A 15,667-nucleotide genomic window follows, 5' to 3' on the forward strand; every position below is an offset into this window, starting at 1 on the left:
CTCACATCTCCTTAGACTGGAGAAGGCGGACCGAGCTTTCGCCGCTGAGTGGACGACGGAGGTCGATATCGACTATTCGCGCGACCATCATCGCCCTAACGATGGCGGCGCCTGTGACGCCGCGACCAAGGACGTTTGTGACCTCGTCGAACGGTCGCGCCCCCTCCTTAAGGGCGCCTGTGACACGATAGATGTCGAGATCGTCGAAGTCGGTTAGTCGGTCCTGCTGCACGAACTCGATGTTCCGATGAACGGTCAAGTTCCGTTCTAGATGTCGGCGCCTCACGACAGTGAACCGCCATCCCAGCTGGCGACAGAGGCTTCGTACCCGTTCAAGCTTGGCCTGGTAGTCGATGTCCTTGAGATCACGTAGATCGCTCTTCAGTTCGACAACTTCTACTTGGCCACTGCCAAGCAGGCGGACACAGTCGGCGATATAGGTCCGCCATTGTCCGTCCAGGTGGAATTCGAATCGGAACGGCTGAGCGCGGTAATCCACGACATGCGTGTCGACCTCGCAGTGCATGAAGAAGGCACGCTCTGTCATGCTCTCGAACACCTGAGAGCGTCCGGCCTTGCGACTGGCGTAGCTGCCGGTCGTTTGAACACGCCGGCCAGTGATGATGCTGCGGATCGGGCGGTCGTTCTCCGGCAGCACCAGCCTGCCGGAGACGACATACTCGTGGTGGCCTGGCGGGCTGAGTGCCGACCTAATCGCCCCGGAAAGGGTTATGCCGGCAGTCGATCTATCGGTGGCTGTAGAGCGAGCGCGGGCGATCACACCCTGTGTTGAAGGTGTATCGAACATGAGATTTTCCCAGAAATGCTGTGCGGGCAATGTGGATCAGGCCAGCCGCCAGGCGCGCAAATCCCCATGCGTCCCCGCTGAAGCCGCGCGGGATCGCTTGACGCGATATGCATTATGGGAGAGATTTCGAGGGTCGGAACCAACGACCTCAGGGCTCGCCCGGAGAAAAGCCCGCGCTTTACCGAGCGCGGGTTTTTTCTTTGTCTAGCGGTTGGAAGCGGAAGCTATCGGTCGGTCAAGGTCACCTCCTGCTGTCCGCCCACCACCAGCCTGTAACGATCAGGCCAAACGGTTTGTGGAGCTTGGCCGAGCGCATCGGCGATAGCCTGCTCGATGCGTTTTGATCGCCTAAAGCCACGAGAGACTATCGACACAGAGGACGGGGACACATCGAGGGACCGAGCAATATCCGAAAGGCTCATGCCTTTCAGGTTCAAAGCATTCTTGATCTTCGCGTGTCGTTTATCGTCTACCATCGCGCGACCCCTAGCTGCAGGCGTTAAGATAACGTGCAAAATCTTACATCATCAAGCAAATTTTCGCGAGGTGGTTTTGGGCGACGTCTGTCAGCCGTCAGGAACAGTTTGGGTCTCAATGCACCGACGTTTGCTGATCGACTGGGCTTTCCTCGACGGACCTACCTGACTTGGGAAAGAGAAGAGTCTGACCCGCCGGCTCGCCTCCTTCTGCTTCTCGCGCGAGACTATGACATCGATCTGATCTGGCTTTTGGAAGGGCCGCAGGATGTCGTGCAATACGGCAGCGCTCGATGGGATTGGGACCGCTACATCGCGCTCAAGCGCTCACTGAAAGACTTGGCCATACGCCTTGGCCTGAATCCGAGCGAAGATCAGATTATCGATGTGATGCGCGAAATCTCGACCGGTCCGCGACATCAGGATGAGGACGCCCTTCGACATGTCGAACGGCTTTGGAAAGCAGCCTTGGGGGCACCGACCAATGGATGAGGATGACGACGGCAAAGTGGTTGCTTTTCCCGCCAACAAACATGACTACAACGACGACGCTGAGATCAGAGCAGCGACCGGGGTCGAGCGGGCGGGCGCTATCCCAAAACTCACGGAAGGATCACAGCCAACTCCCCGCCCGCGGTGGGCTGCAATCTGGACCTTCTTGGCCATTTCAATTCTGTCCCTAATCGTTGCTGCTCTGTCCCCAACGGGCCCGGAGGGGACGATAAAATGGCGCGCGGCTCTTGCCTTCGTCATCGCGATCCTCATGGGCGGGGGAGCGTTAATGTACCGGTATTCGAAGGAATTCTGGACGACCGAGCCGTAAAACAGAGGTAAGCGGCGTAACGCCGAGTGTGAGACGCGGTAGCCGGCAGCTCGGCGCCAGGGGCGGTCATGCGAACCGTGCCGTGAACACGACTAGAGGGAGCCACAAAGCTGGGCACCTGGTGACTGATACGCTGGTCAGCCATGGGATCGATTGCTCAGCGAAAATCCCGCGTCATGACCCGGATGAAGGACGCTGCGTTCAATCTGCATCAAGCGGCCGAGCGCGCGTACATCTGCTTCCTGCTCGTTTACACCTTCTATTTTCCGCGCGCTCACAACATCAAGTTCCTGAGGTCTCTGGCCGAGGACACCGACAAGCGCCTCGTCGAGGCCTGACCGCATGAGCAGCGAGCCGAGCGGCGGCGCTTCGAGACGCTGATCCGGCTGTCCTTGAGCACGAGCACCGGGCCGGTACAGCGGGCTTCTTCGGCGATCTCCTTGAGAAGGGCGGACTTACCGACGCCGGGTTCGCCCTCGATCTGCACGAAACGCCCTTCCTCGAGAGCGGCCTTGATCTTGCGATAGGCTCCCGAGCGGTGAAGCCGCAGCCCGTGGATGTTGTCCTTCACCGAAGCCAGAACCCTGTCCGAGGCCTTGGCGATGATTTCCAGGTCTGCGCGGAAACGCCCGGGAAGGCCGGTTGGAAGGCTGTCCGCCCTCAAGCCGCCGAGCAGGGTTGCGCGCGTCGCGCCGCCGCCTGCCGGCGTCATCTCACCAGCCACCTTGACGAAATGCGCCCAGAGGTCGTTCGCCCGGTCGCGATCGGCGTCCGGAAGGTATCCGCGAATCCGATCGTGCACGGCTTCGAGATCACGCGACCCGGCATCCACGCCGATGTCGAAGTGGAGGATGACGAAGCGGCGAAGGAAGCGCCAAAGCGTGTCGTTGTCGATGGGTTGACCGCTGTGCGCGGCGAGGGTCTGGCGAACCGTCTCGACGAAGGCGGCCCGGTCCTTGTGTGAAAAATCCGGCTTTGAAATCCGCGAGACAAAGTTGTCGCCGCCCGGACTCTGCGTCGCCCAGCTCAGGACGGCTTGATAGTGTTTGTCGGCCCGTGCGTTGAACACGCCGATGGCGACCCCGAGGCGGTCATGCGTTTCGTCGAAACAGGTCCGGAAGGTGTCCCACGCCTGCGCAAGGCTGGCGGTCCAGTTGACGTCCTTGTCCGTAAAGGACAGCTCATTCTTGACCTGAAGATGAAGCTTGCCGACGGCCCCATCGCTCATGCGAGAGGTGACGACCAGATCATCGAGCGGCTCCCCAAAGGCCGCTCGCTGAGTCAGAACCTTCTCGACATAGCCCCCGGGGAGTCCGCGTGCGGGCGCCTCGGCAAAAGCCGCCGTCAAGAAGGCGGCGACCACGCGGGCCTCGAGATGCGTGCCGCCGCCACCGGTTGCGAATGGGCTCGTCAAGACTTTCACCGTCGCGATTCTCTGTCGCGAGAGTACTGTCGGGGGCCGGCACAAAACAAAAACAATATTATCCTCCCGAGTCTTTCCCGGGGGACGAAATCGGCTTTAGGCGCCGGAGCCTTTCGCGAGACGCCTGCCCTGCAACGTCAGGCGCGCTCAAGCTTGAGACATGCACCTGGACGAGAACCCCGCGATCAAGGATCACCCGGTGTTCTACGTCAACGACGTCCACGTCATCGCCCGGAACGACGCAATGGTCTCGGTCAACGCCACGCTAGAGATCGACCTCAATGGTGCCTGCTGTTCAGAGCACCTGAATGGTCGCCAGTTCACGGGCTCCGGCGGCCAGATCGATTTCGTGCGCGGGGCTTACACGTCCAATGCAGGGAAATCGATCATCGCCTGCCGCGCGACCGCAAGGGCGGCGCCGGCTCGCGCATCGTCTCGACGTTTTGCGGCCCGGTCACAACGCCCCGTAACGATGTCCACATCGTCGTTACAGAATATGGCGTCGGCAACCTTAAGGGCCTGAGCACCGCCGCGCGAGCCCGCGCGTTGATCCGCTTGGCCGCGCCGCAGTTTCGTGACTAATTAGCGGCGCACGCGAAGGCGATGGCCTTGATTGCCTAGAAGCGGACTTTTCTGAGGGCCGAGTTGAGTCAGATCCAGGCTTTCACAATCTGGACCGATCTTGATCCAAAGTGAACTTTCCTAACCTCGCGGTTGGATCGACGCCTGCCTGATGGCAACACGGTGCCGAGCAGTAAAAGTGCCAGAAGGTCGTGGGGAGAATCGGTCCCTGCGATTCTGCAGAAGACTGCACAGGCAGCCTCCGTCTATTCAGACGACGCCGTTTAGGCTCCCAAACCGATCACAGCTGAAGACCATGAACGTTTCACAACTTAAGCCTGCCTGAGGGTGAAACCTCAACTCATTCCGTCAACAATCTGGTTTTGCTGCACATTTTAAAGCACAAGAGCCACAACCAAGCTGCCTATGACATCCTTAATGTGAAACCATGTCAGGCTTAAATTGTACCGACAACAGGTGAGTGGCGACCCCGGCAGGACTCCAACCTGCGACCTCGGCTTTAGGAAAGCCTTGCTCTATGCGGCTGAGCTACGGGGCCACGGGGATGACCTAGCGGTTCAGGCGATGCGGGGGAAGATGGCTGCGAGCCGGATCGGTCGTTTTGGCGGCGAAGACGCCACAGCGGCCCCTCGGCGAGTTGTGGTTAATCGACGTTAAGATACAATATGTTGCGGGGAACAAACGACGAATCCGGCAGAGTCGCCGATTCGGTCCTGATTCGTTTCACCCCTGTTCCGCGAGACGGCGTCGTCTGTTAACTGGCGGTCGCGCCCCGCTGAACGACGGCGTGCAGGCCCGCCAGCAGATGATCAATCGCCTCGCCGCCCTCGCAGCCGTTGGCCAGAATCAGGGTGAGGGCGTGAGCGTGAACTTCGACTGCGGGCCAGGACCAGGTCTTGGCGGCCGTCATCTGATGCGTCGCCTCACACAGGCTGTAGGCGGCCGTATAGAAGGGCGGGATTTCGAGAAAGCCGGCGAGGTCCACCAATGCCGACGCCAGCGCATAGATCTTGCTGTCCGCTTTCGGCGGACGGCGGCGACACAGGCGGTTCAAAAGATCGACCTGGGCCTGGAGGATCTCCATGATCCTGTCGCGGTGGCTCTCCAGGCCCTGTTCGGCCCGCTCGACCGCTTCTTCTATGGTGATGCCGCCGGGGCGGGCCATCTGCCTTTGAAGCGAGGTGCGCACCTTGCGGATACGGGGTGGCTCTGGGGGCGGGGTCATGACGCGATACTCATAAATTGACCTTCATGGGCTTCAGCATCATGTCGATCGTGTCCTGGTCCATATTGGCCTCGACGGCTTCGCCGAGGTCTCCGGACAGATCGGTCTGACGCCGGCCTTCTTCTCCTGGCGGCGGGCCATAGTTGCGAACGCGGCGATCGGGGCCGACGTAGGTTTCCACCTCGACGAAGTCGCGGGAATGAACGCCTAGCCAGGCTATGCGCTTCAGCAGAACCGACGGCGTCAGCGGCTTGGCGACGATGTAGCTGGCGCCGCAGTCCCGCCCCCGGGCCACGCGGGCATGGGCGGCGTGACCTAGAATCATGATGACGGGGGTGAAACGCGCGGGTTCAGCGGCCTCGCGGCGCAGCCAGCGGACGAAGTCGTAGCCGTCCATTTCGGGCATGGCGCAATCGACGAGGATGAGATCAACCGCCCGACGCTGAAGCAGTTCGACAGCGTCCTTGGCCGCATGACATTTCAGCTGCTCTCGGACGCCGAAACCCTGGACGATCGAGCTAAGCAGATCAAGCGAGGCCGGTTGGTCATCGACCAGAAGAACGGTCGAATGCGCCAGATTGATCTTGTCCGGCGTCTTATGCACGGGATCAGAACAACATCAGATCGCCCGAGTCCGAAGCTCCGGCCGTCTGTACGCCGGCGGCGGGGCGCAGACGCACCGCCATGTCGGCCAGGGATATTCGACTTACGGATTCCGCAGGCGTCGCGCCGTCGCCCAACATGCGAAGCACGCCGGACAGGGCTTCCAGCCTTTGGGTCAGAGCGTCCAGGGCCTGGGCCTCGGTCAGGGCCTCGGCTCGTTCTTCCGGCGGCGACCGACGCACCAGACGGCTGACCAGGGCCTCGACGTGATCGATGCCTTCGCGCACGCGCGTCAGCTCGTCGGCGATAGCGGCCAGAAGTTGCGCGTGTTCAGGCGGGGCATGCATCAGAACAGCTCCAGGGCGCCCGTATCGACGGGAGGGGGTGCGACGGGGATGGGCTTGGGCGCCACGGTGTCGGTCACAGCGCGTTGCATGGCCTTGCCGGTCACCGGCCAGTAATGCACCCGCCGGCCGCCGTCGCCGCGAAGGCTGCCGCCGACGACGGGAATGCCTTCGTCGCGCAGGAATTTCTCGGCGAAATCGGCGTTGGAACGCCCAACATCGCGCAGACTGTCGAACATGCGGCCGCCGCCGAACAGTTTGGCCTCCAGCCGCTCGCGACGCCCGCCGGCCTTCAGCATTTCGTTGATCAGCAGTTCCATGGCGTAGGCGCCGTAGCGACGCCCGGCGTCGGTGCCGGCGCCCGAGCCCTCAGGAAGCAGGAAGTGGTTCATGCCGCCGATTCCGGCGACCGGGTCCCTCAGGCACATGGCGACGCAAGAGCCCAGGATGGTGCTCAGCACGACGTCCGGATCGCGCGTAATATGGTGTTCGCCCTGCCCGACGTGCACCTTTTTTTCCTTGGTGTCCTTGAGGGCGGCGAAGCTCATGTCAGAACCCCGAACACCGCTTCCAGCTTGCCCTTCAGTTGAGCGACCGTGAAGGGCTTGACCAGATAGTTGTTGACCCCGAACTGCACCGCCCGTTGCACCAGTTCGCGGTCGGCCCGACCGGTCAGCATGATGAAGGCGGTCTTGGCCGTCGGGGGGTGGGCGCGCACCGCGCGCAGCAGCCCCAGCCCGTCCAGGTTGGGCATGTTGTAGTCGGAAATGATCAGGTGCGCGGGCTTCGAGATGATGTCGCGCAAGGCGATATCACCGTCGGCGGCTTCGCGGATCTCGCGCACGCCCAGTTGTTGCAGACTGGTGCGAACCAGCGAGCGCATGGTCATCTGATCATCGACGACCAGGCAGTGTAGAGAGGCGGCTGCGGGCATGGGGGCGCTCCCGGGGGTCAGGCGATCGACCGCGCGCCCGATTCGGCGCACAGTTCTAGGATGGCGGAGGACAGGCGATGAAGCGGCAACTGCCGTTCCACGGCGCCCAGTTCGAAGGCGGCCTTGGGCATGCCGTAGACGACCGAAGTCGCCTCGTCCTGCCCCAGGGTGCGGCCGCCGGCGTCACGAATAGCCTTCAGGCCCTTGGCGCCGTCACGGCCCATCCCGGTCAGGATCACGCCGGTCATGGGGCGCTTCAGCTTCACGACGGAGTCGAACATGACATCGACCGAAGGGCGGTGGCCGTTGACCGGATCGCTCTGCACAAGATGGCAGCGCGGGGTCATGCCGGGCGTGACTTCAAGGTGAGCCGCGCCGCCGGGCGCGAGATAGATGTGCCCGGTCTTCAACTGGGCGCCTTCGAAGGCTTCGGTCACGGTCGGCGCGCAAACGCGGTCCAGACGGGCGGCGAAGCTGGCGGTGAAGGTCGCCGGCATGTGCTGGGTGATGATGGTCGCCGGACAGTTGGCCGGGAAGCCGCTCAGAACCGTCAACAGGGCTTCCACCCCGCCGGTCGATGACCCAATGGCCAGGATATGGTTGGCGGCGGGACGATAGGTGGTCGGCGCCGCCGTCCTCGCCGGTATGTCGGTGCGGGCCCGGACGCGCGAGCGCGCCGCCGTCTTCACCTTGTCGATCAGGTCGTGGAAGGCGTCGACGCTGGCTACGGCCGGCTTGGCCACGGCGTCCACAGCGCCGATTTCCAGGGCCGCCAGGGTGACGTCCGTGCCCGCCGCCGTCAGGGTCGAGACCATGACCACGGGCATGGGCCGCAGCCGCATGATCTTTTCGAGGAATTCCAGCCCGTTCATATTGGGCATCTCGACATCCAGGGTCAGAACGTCGGGGTTCAGCTCCTTGATGGCGGCGCGCGCCTCAATCGGGTCGGCGGCCGTGCCGACAACCTCGATCTCGGGATCCGACTTCAGGGCGGCCGAGATCAGGCCACGCATCGTCAGGCTGTCGTCAACCACCAGGACCTTGATCTTGGCGCTCATCATGTGGCTCCTAGGCGGTAGGTGGTCAGACCTGCGGTCTGAAGCTTGTTAGCGGCAGGCCCGGCGACGCGCTCGGAGTGGCCGATATAGAGGGTGGCGCCGGGTTGCATCAGCGGCACGAACCGGCTCCAGACCCGCTCCTGCGTCGGATCGTCGAAATAGATGACGACGTTGCGGCAGAAGATCGCATCGAACTTGCCCTTCATGGGCCAGTCGCCGATCAGGTTCAGTTCCTTGAAGGACACCAGCCGCTTCAGTTGCGGGCCGGCGGTCCAGCTCCCGCGATCGGAACGATTGAAATATTTGCGCCACAGCGTAGCCGGCGCCGGCTCCAGCGCCTCTTCGGAATAGGTGCCGTCGTGGCCCTGGGCGACCATGTTCGGGTCGATATCGGTGGCCAGGATGCGCACATCCAGGTCCGCCGCTTCGGGCAGGACCGACAGCAGGGTCAAGGCCATCGAATAGGGCTCCTGCCCGTTCGAACAGGCCGCCGACCAAAGCCGCACCCGGCCGCCGGCGCGGGCCCGCTCGACCAGCTTGGGCAGAACGCGGTCGCGCAGGTCGTCGAAATGGTGCGGCTCGCGATAGAAGCGGGTGACGTTGGTCGTCAGGGCCGCCGTCATCTTCTGACGTTCGTCGATCCCATCGGCGCCCTCGACCAGGGCGCAATAGTCACGGAAGCTGGACAGGCCCAAGGTCCGCAGGCGCTTGGCCAGGCGCGAATAGACGAGCGCGGCCTTGCCTTCGTTCAGCGCGATGCCGGCATGGGCGTGCAGCATTTCTGCGATCTGACGAAAGTCGTCGGCGGTGAAGACGAATTCACCCTCTACGATCGACCCCCGTCCAGGAGCGGCGCTCATGCGGCTTCCGCCTCGACCTGGGGCAGGATGTGATCCAGTTCGATCAAGCTGATCATACGGCCGTCGATCGAGAAGATTCCCTTGACGAAGGTCTTCACCTGATCGCTGGCGCCGTCAGGCGTCGCCTGAACCGAAGCGTCGTTCATTTCCAGAATGTCCGAAACCGCGTCGACCAGCAGACCGACCATCCGGCCGCCGATATGGGCGACCATGATGACGTGACGGGCCGTAGGCTCGGACGTTTCCAGGCCGAACCGCGAGCCCAGGTCGATGATGGGCAAAACGGTGCCGCGCAGGTTGATCACGCCCTTCATATAGCTGGGCGAGCGGGGCAGCGGGGTCGCCGGGGTCCAGCCCCGGATCTCACGCACCGACATGATATCGACGCAGAATTCCTGCTGGCCGATCCGAAAGGCGATGAGTTCGCGCTGGGAGTCGTTGGCTTCATTCATGGTTCAACTCGCGAGCTTGAAGTCGGGGCGGCCGGATTTGCGGCGCATGTCGGTGACGAGAACGTCCACATCCAGGATCAGGGCGACGCGACCATCACCCAGGATAGTCGCGGCGGCGACGCCCTCGACCTGCTGGTAGTTGGTCTCAAGGCTCTTGATGACGACCTGGCGCTGGCCCTGAATGGCGTCGAACAGCAAGGCCGCCTGCTGGCCGCCCTCGGTCTCGACCACCACGGCGACGCCCTCGGACGGGATAACCGGCGTGTCCCGGAAGCCCATCGTCATGGCCACGTCGATCAAGGGCAGGAAACGCTCGCGGAAACGGATGACCGGATCGACACCCCCGACATAATGCAGGTCGCTCTCTTGCGGCGTCAGGCTTTCGACGATGGCCGGCAGCGGCGCGATCAGGATCTGGTCGGCGGCGGACACCACCATCCCGTCCAGCACCGCCAGAGTCAGCGGCAGACTGAGGGTGAAGGTCGAGCCCTTGCCGGGCACCGAACTGATCGAGATCCGGCCGCCCAGTGCCTGGATCGAGCGTTTGACCACATCCATGCCCACGCCGCGTCCCGAAATATCGGACACCACGGCCGCGGTGGAGAAGCCGGGCAGGAAGATCAGATTGTCGATCTGCTCATCGGTCAAGGCGGACTCCGCAGAGATCAGCCCCTTGTCGATGGCGATCTTCTTGACCCGCTCGCGGTTGATGCCGCGACCGTCGTCGGAGATTTCGATGACGATCCGGCCCGAACGGTGCAGGGCGGCCAGGCGCACAGTGCCCTCGGCCGTCTTGCCGGCGGCGACCCGGTCCTCGGGCGTCTCCAGCCCGTGGTCGATGGCGTTGCGCAGCATGTGGGTGATGGGTTCGGCCAGGCGCTCGACCACGGTCTTGTCGACCTCGGTGTCCTCGCCCGCCGTGACCAGACGAACCTGTTTGGAGACCATGTCGGCGACTTCGCGAACCAGGCGCGGCATGCGCTGGAACACCGACTTCACCGGCTGGGCGCGAATGGCCATGACGCTGTCCTGAATCTCGCGCGTCAGCAGCTCGAGATCTTCCAGGCCCAGGGCGATGCCGGACGAACGGGCCAGGCCGCTTTCCAGGACGCGTTGCGACAGCATCGCCTGTTGGATCACCAGTTCGCCGACCACATTGATCAGGCGATCGACCCGATCCAGATCGACCCGGATGGTGACCGGCGCCGGGGCGACGGGCGCGGCGACCTGGGCCGGCGGGATCGCGGCCGGCGTGGGCGCCGGCGCCGCAGCGACGGGCGGAGGAGCGACAGGCGCGGGCGCTGGTTCGGGCGCTGCAGCGGGGGCCGCTGCGGCTACAGGCGGCGCGCCGGCAGCCTTGGCCAGAAGGGCGGCGACATCCAGGTCATCGCTGGCCGGCAGCACTGCGGGCGGCTCTTCTTCAAATTCAAGCATCGGCGCGCCGCCCAACGGTGAAACTGTCAGATCGCAGTCGGCTTCAACAAAGTCGAAGACTTCACGAACGACCTTTTCCTCGACCCCAGCGGTCAAATCGATGGTCCAGGTCAGATAGCCTTCCTCGGCGACGAGGATGTCGAGCGCGGGCAGGCTGCTGTCGTCGACCGACACGGCGATGGGGCCCAGTCGCCCCAGCTCACGAAGCAGCAGGCCGGCCTCGTTAGCGCTGCCGTACATGCGGCTGTGAGGCTTGAACGAGACGCGCCAACCCGTCTGCGCCTCGGCGGCGGCAGCGGCCTCCGGCTCGGCCGGCGCACCCAGATCGGGCAGGGGCTCGTCCAGGGCCACGTCGAAGGCCATGGGCGTAAAGCCAAAATCGTCTTCGTTTTCCTCTTCCTCCGGCGGAGCCTCGCCGCCGTGGGTCAGAAGCTGAAGCTCATGAACCAGGCCTGCGGACCGTTCCTCATCAACCGGAGGAACCAGACCTTGGGCCGCCTGGATATGGTCGGCCAGCACGTCAGAGGCGCGCAGCAGGGTCTTGATCGTAACCGTGTCACAGGGTTTGCGGCCGGCCCGCAGCTCGTCCATCAAGGTTTCGAAAACGTGGGCGAAGCGAACCAGAGCCTCCAAGCCGAACGCACCGGCGCCGCCCTTCACCGAGTGGACGGCGCGGAAGACGGCATTGATGGTTTCAAGGTCGGTCTGACCCTGTTCCAGCAACATGAGCTTCGATTCCAGGTCCGCGAGCAGTTCGTCGCATTCCTGGAAGAAGGTGGCTTTAATGGCTTCGAAGGCGTCCATGACGTGCAGCCTTACCGATCTCTTGGATTAAGCCGCGACGCGGCGAACGGCGTCGACCAATTTGATGGGATCGAACGGCTTGACGATCCAGCCCGTAGCGCCGGCGGCGCGCGCGCGGGCCTTCTTCTCGGCGTCGCTCTCGGTCGTCAGCACCAGCACAGGTGTGACGCGATGGTTCGGATCGGCGCGCATGCCCTCGATGAAGCCGAAGCCGTCCATGCGCGGCATGTTGATGTCGGTGATGACCACATCGATCGAGTCCGGGCCTTGAGCGGCCAGGGTCTCCAGACCGTCGATACCGTCGACGGCCTGGATCACGGTATAGCCCGCGTCCTCCAGCGCCATCAGCAGCATGTCGCGCATGGTGCGGGAATCATCGACGGTGAGCACTGTCTTTTTCACGCGGGCGTTCCTTCAATGAGGTCTTGAGCGTTGATTTCAGGCGCGCCGAAGGCGGCCCATTGTTCAGAAAAACCTTCAGACCGGGGTTCGATCGTCAGATCGACCCCGTCGGCGGCCCAGGTCTTGTGGGCCGACAACAGCACTTGCAGACAAAGGCCGCCCAAACGTTCGACGTTGGAGGCGTCAAGGGTGATCGCCTGTCCGCGTCGGGCCAGCAATTCGGCCTTCAGCGGCTCGGCCGCATTCATGTCCAGCACAGGCGCTAGAACGATGGCGTCGGTCATGAAAACTCTCCTCCCTCTGCCTCAGAGCCAAACATCGCACGGCGTTGGTAAATATCGCTTGAAGAGAGAATCCATCAGAACTCTTCCCAACCCTCGGCCTCCGCCTCGACCTTGGGCGCAGCGCCGCCACGCCCCACGGTCTTCAGCGCCTGGATGACACGGCTGACCGGCTTGGCGGGCGCGGGCGCTTGCGAAGAGCGAGCGGGGGCAGAAGCCCGATGCGGCGCCGCAGCGTCTTGCGTACCGGCGCCGACCTTGAACTGGGCCACGGACGATTGCAGCGCCTCGGCCTCCTGGGCCAGCGAATGGCTGGCGGCGGTCGATTGCTCGACCATGGCGGCGTTTTGCTGCGTGACCTGGTCCATCTGGTTCACGGCGGTGTTGACCTCGGCCAGGCCGATGGCCTGCTCCTGGGCCGAGGCGGCGATTTCCGACACCAGGCCGTCGATCTCGGCGACGCGGTCCACGATCCGTTGCAGGGCCTCGCCGGTCTGACCGACCAGTTTCACGCCCGATCCGACCTGGGCGGTCGAGGCCGAGATCAGGGTCTTGATCTCTTTCGCGGCTTCCGCCGAACGCTGGGCCAGGGCCCGCACTTCGGAGGCCACCACCGCGAAACCACGACCGGCTTCGCCTGCACGAGCGGCTTCAACGCCGGCGTTCAGGGCCAGCAGATTGGTCTGGAAGGCGATCTCGTCGATCACGCCGATGATCTGGTTGATCTGGCTGGACGACCCCTCGATGGCCTGCATGGCCGTGACGGCGTCGCGGACGATGACGCCCGAGGTTTCCGCATCGCCCTTGGCTGCCTGAACCACGTCCGAGGCCTGGCGGGCGCCCGAGGCGGTCTTGTTCACCGTGGCGGTGATCTCGTCCAGAGCCGCCGCGGTTTCTTCCAGGCTGGCCGCCTGTTGTTCGGTGCGGCGCGACAGGTCGTCGGCGGCCTGAGAGATCTCGCTGGCGCCCGAGCGGATGCCCGCGACATTGCCCAGGACCACGCTCAGGGCCTGTTGCAGCTGGGTGATGGCGGCGTTGAAATCGGTCTTCAGCTGCTGCGAACGCGGCGACACCTCCACCGTGAACCTATGGGTCAGGTCGCCGTTGGACATGGCCGCCAGGCCCTCGGCCAGAGCGGTCAGGGCCACATGGTCTTCTTCGGCGATCCGCGCCTTCTCGGCCTCATTGGCCAGACGCTCCTGTTCGGACATGGAACGCGTGGCTGCAGCTTCCTGCTCGACGCGAACCTTGTCGACGGCCGCGTCGCGGAAGGCGACGATGGCCTGGGCCATCTTGCCGAACTCGTCCTTGCGGTCGGCGCCGACAATCTGAATGGCAGTGTCGCCCGCCATCAGTTTTTGCATATAGCCGATCATGCTGAAGGTCGGCCGCACGATGGAGCGTGTCGCGACCAGACCGGCGACAAGCGCCATCAGTATGGCCCCGGCCAAACCGATCACCACACCCATCAAAGCATTGCGCGAGGCGGCGGCCTGCGCCTGACGCGCGGTCTCCAGGGCAGCGTCGTTTGTGGTCCTCAGCTCGTCGATGGCGGCTTCGACCGGCTCAATAAACTTGTCGGCGGTGCCGGTCTGACCGACCATCTGCTCCGCCTCGGCGAGACGCCCTTCGGCGATCAGGCCCTTACCGACCTGAACAATATTCTCGTACCAGCCGTCGGCCGCTTGGATCGCCTTGTCGATCGGCGCCTGACGATCCGCCGGAATATCGGCGCGCATCTCTTCGAGCGCTGCCTTGAACTTGGCGCGGTGAGCATCCAGACGCTCGGTGTAATAGGGGTCCTCAGACAGCAGATAGCCTCGATAGGAGTTCTCCTGCTTGGAGAGGCGGAACTCTGCGACCGCAAGGCTGCGGTTCAGCTTGTTCTCCACACTTCTGGCTTCGTCGGCGTGCTGAACTGCGAACAGGTTCGTCACCACGACGGCGCCCATGACGGCGATCGCCGCGAGGACGATACCGAAAGCAAAGACGAGCTTGCGCCCCACCGGCATGTTTTCAATGAAGTTCAACTTACTCTCCCAAGGTCTTTTGACGGACCAGAACCAATCAGCACTGACAGTCCGAGCCCCCCTTCGAAGGCCCCCGCCGCCCTTTCCACCCCCGGCCCTTGCCTTGATCGCGCGCCTCAGAAACGGGCACGAACCGGGAAACGCTAGGCGCCAAAAACGACCGGCGCCTGCCCAGCAAGAATGGAAGGATGATTAATAAGAATTCTGAACCGCAGCTTAGGTAGGAATACGTAAAGCCGTTGCGCATAGAGGAACATGAGGTCGTTCAATAGGATGCGGCCGTTTCGCCCGACCATGAACGGCGAGAAGGCCGCCGAACATCGGTGATTTCGGCCTAGGGGGCCGCCTCGCTGGCCCTGAGCTTTTGCAGGAGACCGACCATGCCGAAGGTCGATCGCGCGAGGGTGCGGCTCATCGCAAGTCCCATCAGCAAGGCCATGAGGATCGCGCTGGCCAGACCACCGGTCAGCGTGATGACGGCGTTGCGCGACGCCTCAACCTGCGCCTGCCGCGAGGCCTCCAGCGCCACTGCGTTTACCTCCTTCAGAGTATTGATCGCCCCTTCGACCGGCTCGACGTATCGGTCAGACACCCCGACTTGTCCCACCAGTTGTTCGGCTTCGACCATGCGGCCTTGAGCGATCAGGGCCTGGCCCGCCAAGGCGACATTCAGGCGCCAGTCGTCGGCCGCCCGCAAAGCTTGGTCGATCGTGGCCTGGTGCTCTTGCGGCGTGTCGACGCGCGCTTCCTCAAGGGCTTTCTTGAACTCGGCGCGGTGGGTCTCCAGCCGCGCGATATAATAGGCCTCCGCCGACAGCAGGTGGCCGCGATAGGAATTTTCCTGCCGGGCGAAGCGGAATTCCGCCTCCACAAGCGCGCTATTCAAGCTTTCCTGGCGCGTCAGCGCCTCGCTGGCGCTCTTCAGCGCCAACAGATTCGTGACCATCAAGACGCCCATGACAACCAGTGCGCCGAGGGTCAGCGCCCAGGCCAGCGTCAATTGGCGGCCCGCCGTAAGATTTCCGATCAACTTCACGCCAATCCTCCCTTGGTCCACGAAGACAAGAATGCAGCTCGGAAAACAGGCTTCCAAGCCTGTGCTCGCGCCTCTTCACAAACCGTCATTCC

General features: G+C 63.4%; 17 protein-coding genes, 1 tRNA gene and 1 pseudogene. 2 read left to right on the plus strand and 17 right to left on the minus strand.

Annotation, left to right across the window (positions count from 1 at the left end; translation table 11 throughout):
• Nucleotide 1: 1 nt before the first annotated feature.
• The gene (locus OU998_RS16530; RefSeq protein ID WP_267514739.1) at nt 2-808 is read right to left on the minus strand and encodes a TnsA endonuclease N-terminal domain-containing protein; all 807 of its coding nucleotides are present in this window, start codon (nt 806-808) and stop codon (nt 2-4) included.
• Nucleotides 809-1,032: 224 nt separating this feature from the next.
• Nucleotides 1,033-1,284 (minus strand): helix-turn-helix domain-containing protein, encoded by a 252-nt coding sequence (locus tag OU998_RS17120; protein WP_420709766.1) that lies wholly within the window; start codon nt 1,282-1,284, stop codon nt 1,033-1,035.
• A 33-nt stretch (nt 1,285-1,317) separates the two neighbouring features.
• Here OU998_RS17120 and OU998_RS16535 point away from each other — a divergent pair, with 33 nt between their 5' ends.
• Nucleotides 1,318-1,776, plus strand: a complete 459-nt coding sequence (locus tag OU998_RS16535) for a helix-turn-helix domain-containing protein (protein WP_267514740.1) — start codon at nt 1,318-1,320, stop codon at nt 1,774-1,776.
• Between the two features lie 605 nt (nt 1,777-2,381).
• On the opposite strand, the gene OU998_RS16540 is transcribed toward OU998_RS16535, so the two are convergent.
• Nucleotides 2,382-3,530: a hypothetical protein gene (locus tag OU998_RS16540; RefSeq protein WP_267514741.1), complete on the minus strand. Its 1,149-nt coding sequence runs from the start codon at nt 3,528-3,530 to the stop codon at nt 2,382-2,384.
• A 160-nt stretch (nt 3,531-3,690) separates the two neighbouring features.
• Between OU998_RS16540 and OU998_RS16545 the strand changes: the two are divergent.
• Nucleotides 3,691-4,112 (plus strand): annotated as a pseudogene (locus OU998_RS16545) (acetyl-CoA hydrolase/transferase C-terminal domain-containing protein).
• A 461-nt stretch (nt 4,113-4,573) separates the two neighbouring features.
• Here the strand turns inward: OU998_RS16545 and OU998_RS16550 are convergent.
• The 14 genes from OU998_RS16550 to OU998_RS16615 all read right to left on the minus strand — a co-directional run bounded on the left by OU998_RS16550 (nt 4,574) and on the right by OU998_RS16615 (nt 15,632).
• Nucleotides 4,574-4,650: transfer RNA gene (locus OU998_RS16550), tRNA-Arg, on the minus strand.
• A 216-nt stretch (nt 4,651-4,866) separates the two neighbouring features.
• A complete protein-coding gene (locus tag OU998_RS16555) occupies nt 4,867-5,337 on the minus strand; it encodes a hypothetical protein (protein WP_267514742.1) in 471 nt (156 codons plus the stop codon).
• A gap of 10 nt (nt 5,338-5,347) precedes the next feature.
• On the minus strand, nt 5,348-5,941 hold the full coding sequence (locus tag OU998_RS16560) for a response regulator (RefSeq protein WP_267514743.1): 594 nt from the start codon (nt 5,939-5,941) through the stop codon (nt 5,348-5,350).
• Nucleotides 5,942-5,945: 4 nt separating this feature from the next.
• Nucleotides 5,946-6,287 carry a hypothetical protein gene (locus tag OU998_RS16565; protein WP_267514744.1) on the minus strand — a complete coding sequence of 114 codons (342 nt, stop codon included), beginning with the start codon at nt 6,285-6,287 and terminating at the stop codon, nt 5,946-5,948.
• Nucleotides 6,287-6,832 carry a chemotaxis protein CheD gene (locus OU998_RS16570; protein WP_267514745.1) on the minus strand — a complete coding sequence of 182 codons (546 nt, stop codon included), beginning with the start codon at nt 6,830-6,832 and terminating at the stop codon, nt 6,287-6,289. The genes OU998_RS16565 and OU998_RS16570 overlap by 1 nt, the downstream gene beginning before the upstream one ends.
• On the minus strand, nt 6,829-7,218 hold the full coding sequence (locus OU998_RS16575; RefSeq protein ID WP_267514746.1) for a response regulator: 390 nt from the start codon (nt 7,216-7,218) through the stop codon (nt 6,829-6,831). The genes OU998_RS16570 and OU998_RS16575 overlap by 4 nt, the downstream gene beginning before the upstream one ends.
• A 17-nt stretch (nt 7,219-7,235) precedes the next feature.
• Nucleotides 7,236-8,276 (minus strand): protein-glutamate methylesterase/protein-glutamine glutaminase, encoded by a 1,041-nt coding sequence (locus tag OU998_RS16580; RefSeq protein ID WP_267514747.1) that lies wholly within the window; start codon nt 8,274-8,276, stop codon nt 7,236-7,238.
• Nucleotides 8,276-9,136 carry a CheR family methyltransferase gene (locus OU998_RS16585; protein ID WP_267514748.1) on the minus strand — a complete coding sequence of 287 codons (861 nt, stop codon included), beginning with the start codon at nt 9,134-9,136 and terminating at the stop codon, nt 8,276-8,278. The genes OU998_RS16580 and OU998_RS16585 overlap by 1 nt, the downstream gene beginning before the upstream one ends.
• Nucleotides 9,133-9,588, minus strand: coding sequence for a chemotaxis protein CheW (locus tag OU998_RS16590; protein ID WP_267514749.1), 456 nt, complete (start codon nt 9,586-9,588; stop codon nt 9,133-9,135). The genes OU998_RS16585 and OU998_RS16590 overlap by 4 nt, the downstream gene beginning before the upstream one ends.
• 3 nt (nt 9,589-9,591) lie before the next feature.
• A complete protein-coding gene (locus tag OU998_RS16595; RefSeq protein WP_267514750.1) occupies nt 9,592-11,826 on the minus strand; it encodes a chemotaxis protein CheA in 2,235 nt (744 codons plus the stop codon).
• Between the two features lie 27 nt (nt 11,827-11,853).
• Entirely contained in the window at nt 11,854-12,228 is a 375-nt protein-coding gene (locus tag OU998_RS16600; RefSeq protein ID WP_267514751.1) for a response regulator, read from the minus strand.
• On the minus strand, nt 12,225-12,512 hold the full coding sequence (locus tag OU998_RS16605; protein WP_267514752.1) for an STAS domain-containing protein: 288 nt from the start codon (nt 12,510-12,512) through the stop codon (nt 12,225-12,227). Before OU998_RS16605 ends, OU998_RS16600 begins: the two co-directional genes overlap by 4 nt.
• 74 nt (nt 12,513-12,586) lie before the next feature.
• Nucleotides 12,587-14,521 carry a methyl-accepting chemotaxis protein gene (locus tag OU998_RS16610; RefSeq protein WP_267516832.1) on the minus strand — a complete coding sequence of 645 codons (1,935 nt, stop codon included), beginning with the start codon at nt 14,519-14,521 and terminating at the stop codon, nt 12,587-12,589.
• A gap of 352 nt (nt 14,522-14,873) precedes the next feature.
• Nucleotides 14,874-15,632, minus strand: coding sequence for a CHASE3 domain-containing protein (locus tag OU998_RS16615; RefSeq protein ID WP_267514753.1), 759 nt, complete (start codon nt 15,630-15,632; stop codon nt 14,874-14,876).
• Between the last annotated feature and the right edge of the window lie 35 nt (nt 15,633-15,667).

It is taken from the genome of Brevundimonas sp. SL130 (genome assembly GCF_026625805.1).
GTDB lineage: Bacteria > Pseudomonadota > Alphaproteobacteria > Caulobacterales > Caulobacteraceae > Brevundimonas.